The sequence below is a fragment of the Streptomyces africanus genome, from assembly GCF_002150735.1.
Classification (GTDB): domain Bacteria; phylum Actinomycetota; class Actinomycetes; order Streptomycetales; family Streptomycetaceae; genus Streptomyces; species Streptomyces africanus.
Genome location: NZ_MUKA01000680.1, coordinates 1 through 437 on the forward strand (window position 1 = coordinate 1; position 437 = coordinate 437).

The following is a 437-nucleotide window of genomic DNA, read 5'->3' on the forward strand; positions in this document are numbered from 1 at the left end:
GCCGTTCCAGTTCGTGGTCGTGACCGTCACGCATCGCTGCCGGGCGAAGTCGGCCAGGACGTCGAGGAACTGCAGCCCCGCCGTGTCCATGAAGTGCACCTCCCCCATGTCCAGGTGCACCCGCGTGATCGTGGGCGGCAGCTCGGCCAGGGTCCTGGCCAGTGTTTCCGCACAGCCGTGAACCAGCTCACCGCGCGGGGTGAGCTCGGCCCGTTCCGCGTCCACGCGGCCACTGATGACCAGTGTGTTCAACCCTCCTGTGGGATGTGGTGATGCCGCAGACGTCATGTCACCGCCTTCTCGGTCCTCTTCGGTCGTGTTCCTCCTCGCGGAACTGACCGACGTCACTCGCCCCCGTGGACGCCGGTGTGAGATGCGCCTGCCCGCCGTACGGCGTAGTACACACCACAGCGGGGAATGAGCCTCTCCCGGAGGGG

At 67.3% G+C, this 437-nt stretch carries 1 protein-coding gene; it reads right to left on the bottom strand.

Annotated features, from left to right (window positions below):
* The coding region (locus tag CCL05_RS43345; RefSeq protein WP_244204632.1) for an STAS domain-containing protein at positions 1-252 on the bottom strand (252 nt) is incomplete at its 3' end.
* Positions 253-437: the final 185 nt, after the last annotated feature.